The organism is Streptomyces sp. NPDC054840 (assembly GCF_053611065.1).
The window spans coordinates 1-5,098 of sequence record NZ_JBSGZP010000554.1 but is presented as its reverse complement, the minus strand read 5'-3'; the positions used below and the strand labels follow the sequence as shown (position 1 = coordinate 5,098).

Annotated in this window: 4 protein-coding genes; 3 read left to right on the top strand and 1 reads right to left on the bottom strand. The window is 71.9% G+C overall.

Features of this window, described 5'->3' with window-relative positions:
• The first annotated feature begins 146 nt into the window (after positions 1-146).
• Positions 147-770 carry a hypothetical protein gene (locus ACWGIU_RS29390; protein WP_453710812.1) on the top strand — a complete coding sequence of 208 codons (624 nt, stop codon included), beginning with the start codon at positions 147-149 and terminating at the stop codon, positions 768-770.
• Between the two features lie 332 nt (positions 771-1,102).
• Positions 1,103-1,876 carry a glycerophosphodiester phosphodiesterase gene (locus ACWGIU_RS29385; RefSeq protein ID WP_453710810.1) on the top strand — a complete coding sequence of 258 codons (774 nt, stop codon included), beginning with the start codon at positions 1,103-1,105 and terminating at the stop codon, positions 1,874-1,876.
• An 84-nt stretch (positions 1,877-1,960) separates the two neighbouring features.
• Here the strand turns inward: ACWGIU_RS29385 and ACWGIU_RS29380 are convergent, their stop codons facing one another.
• Positions 1,961-3,466: a ricin-type beta-trefoil lectin domain protein gene (locus ACWGIU_RS29380; protein WP_453710808.1), complete on the bottom strand. Its 1,506-nt coding sequence runs from the start codon at positions 3,464-3,466 to the stop codon at positions 1,961-1,963.
• 133 nt (positions 3,467-3,599) lie between these two features.
• On the opposite strand from ACWGIU_RS29380, the gene ACWGIU_RS29375 reads away from it, so the two are divergent.
• Positions 3,600-5,003 carry a class II fumarate hydratase gene (locus ACWGIU_RS29375; RefSeq protein ID WP_453710806.1) on the top strand — a complete coding sequence of 468 codons (1,404 nt, stop codon included), beginning with the start codon at positions 3,600-3,602 and terminating at the stop codon, positions 5,001-5,003.
• Positions 5,004-5,098: the final 95 nt, after the last annotated feature.

Here is a 5,098-nt window from a genome sequence, read left to right as displayed (position 1 = left end):
GCCTGTAGCCCGGCGGTCCGCGGGCCTCTCCCCCGTACGGGGGACAGCCCCTCCGGCGTATCCGCCCATCGGCAGATGGCAGGAGGACGGGCTCCCGGCGAGGCTTCTTCCGTCATCGAAAAGCCCTTGGAAAGCGGGAGTTCACCATGAAGAGCCGTAGGCGCACCCTCATCCTCGTCGGAACCGGCGCCGCTCTCGCCGCCACCCTGATCGCGGCGGCTCCCGCCCCGGCCGCTCCCGCCACCGAGGCTGCGCCGGCCGCGCCGAAGCTCGCCTCCGTGCACGGGGGTGGCACGATCTTCTTCCCCTACTCCGCCAAGGACGACATCCGCTTCACGGTCGACGCCGAGTCGACCCCGTGGACCAGGCCGTTCCCGGCCCCGGGCGGCGAGAAGGGCCTGCCGACGGACGCGCGGGGCAAGGTGACCATCTCCCACCGCTACACGGCTTCCGGCTTCACCGCCACCGCCGAGGCGGAGGTGGACTGCCTGGTCACGGGCGGCGCGACCGCCACCCTCACCGCCGTGGTCAAGACCTCCAACGTCGGCTGGGAGGGCAAGCGGATCGGCGTCAGCGTGCAGGACGGCCGGCGCGGCGAGCCGGACCGCGTCGGTTTCTCGTGGGGCGTCGCGAACGTCGACGTCAAGCCGGACGGCACGGTGGCCGAGGGCACGGTGGGCACCTGCATGGCCCCGGCCCCCTTCACCGAGGTCACCAAGGGCGGCTTCAAGGTCACCCCGGCGCCTCTGGCCCCGCTGCCGAAGCCGTAGTCACGGCCGCGAACCCGACAGGTACCGGGCCTCGGCGGGGGTGGGCCGGTATCCCCGCCCTCCGCGCCCCCACCACCTCGGCGACGGTCGGCCCCCGACCCCGGCGCAGCAGTGCACGGACCGGCCGCCGTCGCGGGCGTGGACGTCGTATCGCGGGCGGGACTCGTCGACTCCCGCTCATCTGCCCGTCCACGATCGGCCGCCGCTCCTGCGGGACGCCTCTGCTCGTACGGCCCGCGCGCGCGGTGCGTCATCCCCGTACATCTCCTGTTCCGCCGTCCGGCGGCCCGCGGAACCGGGAGCGGTCACCGCGTCCGGATAACGTCTGTCCCATGAACCGGCAGTCCATGCTCCCCGCCACCGCCCGCGCCGTACGGGTCGTCGCCCACCGCGGGGCCTCCCACGAGCACCCCGAGCACACCCTCGCCGCCTACCGGCAGGCCATCGCCGACGGCGCCGACGCACTCGAATGCGACGTGCGGCTCACCGCCGACCGCAAGCTGGTGTGCGTGCACGACCGGCGGGTGGAACGGACGTCCGACGGGCGCGGGGTGGTCTCCGGGATGACGTACGCGGAGCTCTCCGCGCTCGACTTCGGGGCGTGGAAGGGGCCCGGGCACGCCGGGGCCCGGGTGCTGCTCTTCGAGGACCTGCTCCGGGAGGCGCTGGCCGCGCCCCGGCCGGTCGGGCTCGCCGTCGAGACCAAGCATCCGACCCGGGCCGGCGGCCGGCTGGAGGCCGAGCTGGCGCGGATGCTCCGGGGGTACGGGCTGGCCGACGGGGCGGCCGGGCTGGTCGAGGTGATGAGCTTCTCGCGTGGCGCGCTGACCCGGTTGCACCGGCTCGTGCCCGGTCTGCCCGCCGTTTATCTGATGGAGCGGCGGCTGCGGCCGGTGCACCCGCCCTACGCGACCCACGCGGGCCCGGGCATCGACCTCGTACGCCGGGACCCGGGGCTGGTGCCCCGGCTGAAGGCGAGGGGGCTGTCGGTGCGGGTGTGGACGGTGGACGAGCCGCAGGACGTGGAGCTGTGTCTGCGGCTCGGCGTGGACACGATCATCACCAACCGGCCCAGGCAGGTGCGGGAGCAGCTGGAGAGCCGCTGACGCGGTCCGTCGGCGGGACCCGTGACGGAAACACCCGGCCGGGGTGCGCCGGCCGGGCGTGGGGGGTCGGGGGGTGCGGGGCGGTTACACGAAGCGCTGACCGGCGGACCCGTTGCAGGTCTGCAGGCGCAGCGGCTCGTGGGCGGCGGCCACCGTCAGGCACATGCCCGGGGCGGCGGCGGGGCGCAGGGTGGCGCCGTCGCGGACGAACTGCTGGTTCGCGCCGCCGTGGCAGTTCCAGATGATCAGGCCGGTGCCCGGGCCGTAGCCGGCGCCGGGGGCGTCGAGGCAGCGGTCCTGGGTCAGTTCGATGTGGACGGACCTGCGGACGCTGTCGTACCACCAGCCCTGGTTGCGACCGCCGTGGCAGTCCCATCCGACGATCCTGGTCTCATCGGCGCTGGAGCCGCCGAAGGAGTCGAGGCAGTTGCCGGTCGCCTCGTTCTTGAGGGGCTTGAACTTGTCGTCCCATGCTCCCGCCTGCAGGACGGGCGTCCCGGTGCTCGCGGGGTCGGCGCAGGAGGCCTCGCGCAGGCCCGAGTTGTAGAGCTGGGTCAGACAGGACGCGAAGGCGCCGTGGCCGCGGTAGTTGGGGTGGAAGGACTGGCGGGCGGTGTTCTCGTCCCACGGGAAGTGGTCCCCGAGGTCCAGGTAGAGGCCGCGGGCCCACGTGTCCTCCATGCAGACCTCGTGGCCGTGGAAGAGCCGCGAGTTGTCCAGGTAGACCGCGCCGGAGGCGAGGGCGGCCGCGCGCATGCCCTTCTCGAAGGCGGGCACCGCGTAGTTGCGGCCCCAGGTGGCGTCGGAGTCGTAGCCGGCGCAGCCGCCGGGGAGCTTGCCGGGGAAGTTCGGGTTGTCGTAGAAGTCGGGTCCGATGGGGCTGGGGTAGCCCATCACGACGAGCTTGTAGTCGGAGTCGGCGTAACCGGCGTCGCGCATGACGGTTCTGAGGTCCGCGACCGTGGCCTCGACCTTGGGCTTCAGGCCGTCGACGCGCGCCTGCCAGCCGGGCCCGTACTTGGGCTCACAGGTGCCCTGGCCGAGCACCCAGCGGGTCACGCAGTCGGTCATGACCGGACCGAACTGGAGGTCGTCGTTGGCACCGGCGACCAGCAGGACCATCTTGATCTTCGTGTTGCGCGCCTTGACGGCCAGGTTGTCGCTCTGCACCAGCTCGTCGGCGTACTGCTTGGCGCCGCCGATCCTGATGTTGCCGGTGTAGCCGCCGGAGCAGGCGACGTTGAAGGTCAGGTCGGCCGGTATGCCGGTGCGGTGGATCGCCGAGTCCGGCGAGCGGTGGCACTGGTTGTCCGGCGTGTTGGTCGCGGGGTCGTAGGTGCCGACGCCCTCGCCCGAAATCTCACTGTCGCCCAGCGAGATCAGGCCGGTTTTGCGTTCGTTCAGCGGGCGTACGGCCGGGTCGCCGTAGATCTTGGTGGCCTCCGCGGCGCGGACGGCCTCCAGCTCCGGCGACAGCGGCACGGCGACGGCCCCGGCGGCGGGCGCCGCCTGGGCCATGGGGGTGATGGCGGTGACACCCCCCAGGGCGGCCGCGACCACCGCGACAGTGACGAAGGTAGATCTGAGCATGGGTCTCGTACGGGCACGTGCCATGGAACGCCTCCCCGGATCTGGGTGTTACCCCCGGTATTTACTGGCCGGTAGGGGAGTTGGGAACACTTCGAACAAGACAATTGCTCAACTTTTTGAGGAGGCCACGAACATGACGGATGACCAGCAGGCCGAGACGTTCCGGATCGAGCACGACTCCATGGGCGACGTACGGGTGCCCCGGCACGCGAAATGGGGTGCCCAGACCCAGCGCGCGGTGGAGAACTTCCCCATCTCCGGGCAGCGGTTGGAGCGGGCCCACATCGAGGCGCTCGCCCGGATCAAGGCCGCCGCCGCCGAGGTGAACGCGAAACTCGGCGTGGTGGACCAGGACGTCGCCGAGGCGATCCGATCCGCCGCCGCCGAGGTCGCGGACGGCCGCTGGGACGACCACTTCCCCGTGGACGTCTTCCAGACCGGCTCCGGCACCTCGTCCAACATGAACACCAACGAGGTGATCGCCACCCTCGCCACCGAGCGCCTGGGCCGCGAGGTCCACCCCAACGACCACGTCAACGCCTCGCAGAGCTCCAACGACGTGTTCCCGTCGTCCATCCACATCGCCGCCACCGCCGCCGTCACCGGTGAGCTGATCCCGTCCCTGGAACACCTGGCCGCCGCGCTGGAGCTCAAGGCCGCCGAGTTCGCGCAGGTCGTCAAGGCCGGACGCACCCACCTGATGGACGCCACCCCGGTCACCCTCGGCCAGGAGTTCGGCGGGTACGCCGCCCAGATCCGCTACGGCGTCGAGCGGCTGCGGGCGGCCCTGCCACGGCTGGCCGAGCTGCCGCTGGGCGGCACCGCGGTGGGCACCGGCATCAACACCCCGCCCGGGTTCTCCGCCGCGGTGATCGCCGAGGTCGCCGACGCTACCGGGCTGCCGCTGACCGAGGCCCGCGACCACTTCGAGGCGCAGGGGGCCCGGGACGCCCTCGTGGAAACCTCCGGAATGCTGCGCACGGTCGCCGTGTCCCTCACCAAAATCTCCAACGACCTTCGCTGGATGGCCTCCGGACCGCGCACCGGTTTGGCCGAAATCAATCTCCCGGATCTCCAGCCGGGCTCCTCGATCATGCCCGGGAAGGTCAATCCGGTGGTCCCGGAAGCCGTCCTGATGGTCGCCGCACAGGTCATGGGGAATGACGCGGCCGTCGCCGTGGCGGGCGCGGCCGGCAACTTCGAGCTCAATGTGATGCTCCCGGTGATGGCCAGGAACCTCCTCGAATCGATCCGGCTGCTCGGCAGCGCGAGCCGCCTGCTGGCCGACCGCACGATCGACGGGATCACCGCCAACGAGGCCCGGGCCAGGGAATACGCCGAGTCTTCGCCCTCCGTGGTCACCCCGCTCAACCGTTACATCGGCTACGAGGAGGCCGCCAAGGTGGCCAAGAGGTCCCTCGCCGAGCGCAGGACGATCAGGGAGGTGGTTCTGGAGGCCGGTTACGTGGAGCGCGGCGCCCTCACCCTGGAGCAGCTCGACGAGGCCCTCGACGTGCTGCGCATGACGCATCCCTGACCCCTCCGACCGCGCCCGGCGACGGGGGTCGAATTCGGTCGATTCTCGTCGCCGAACCCACCGGTGACCTGCGCCGCAGCGGGCGCGGCGACCCC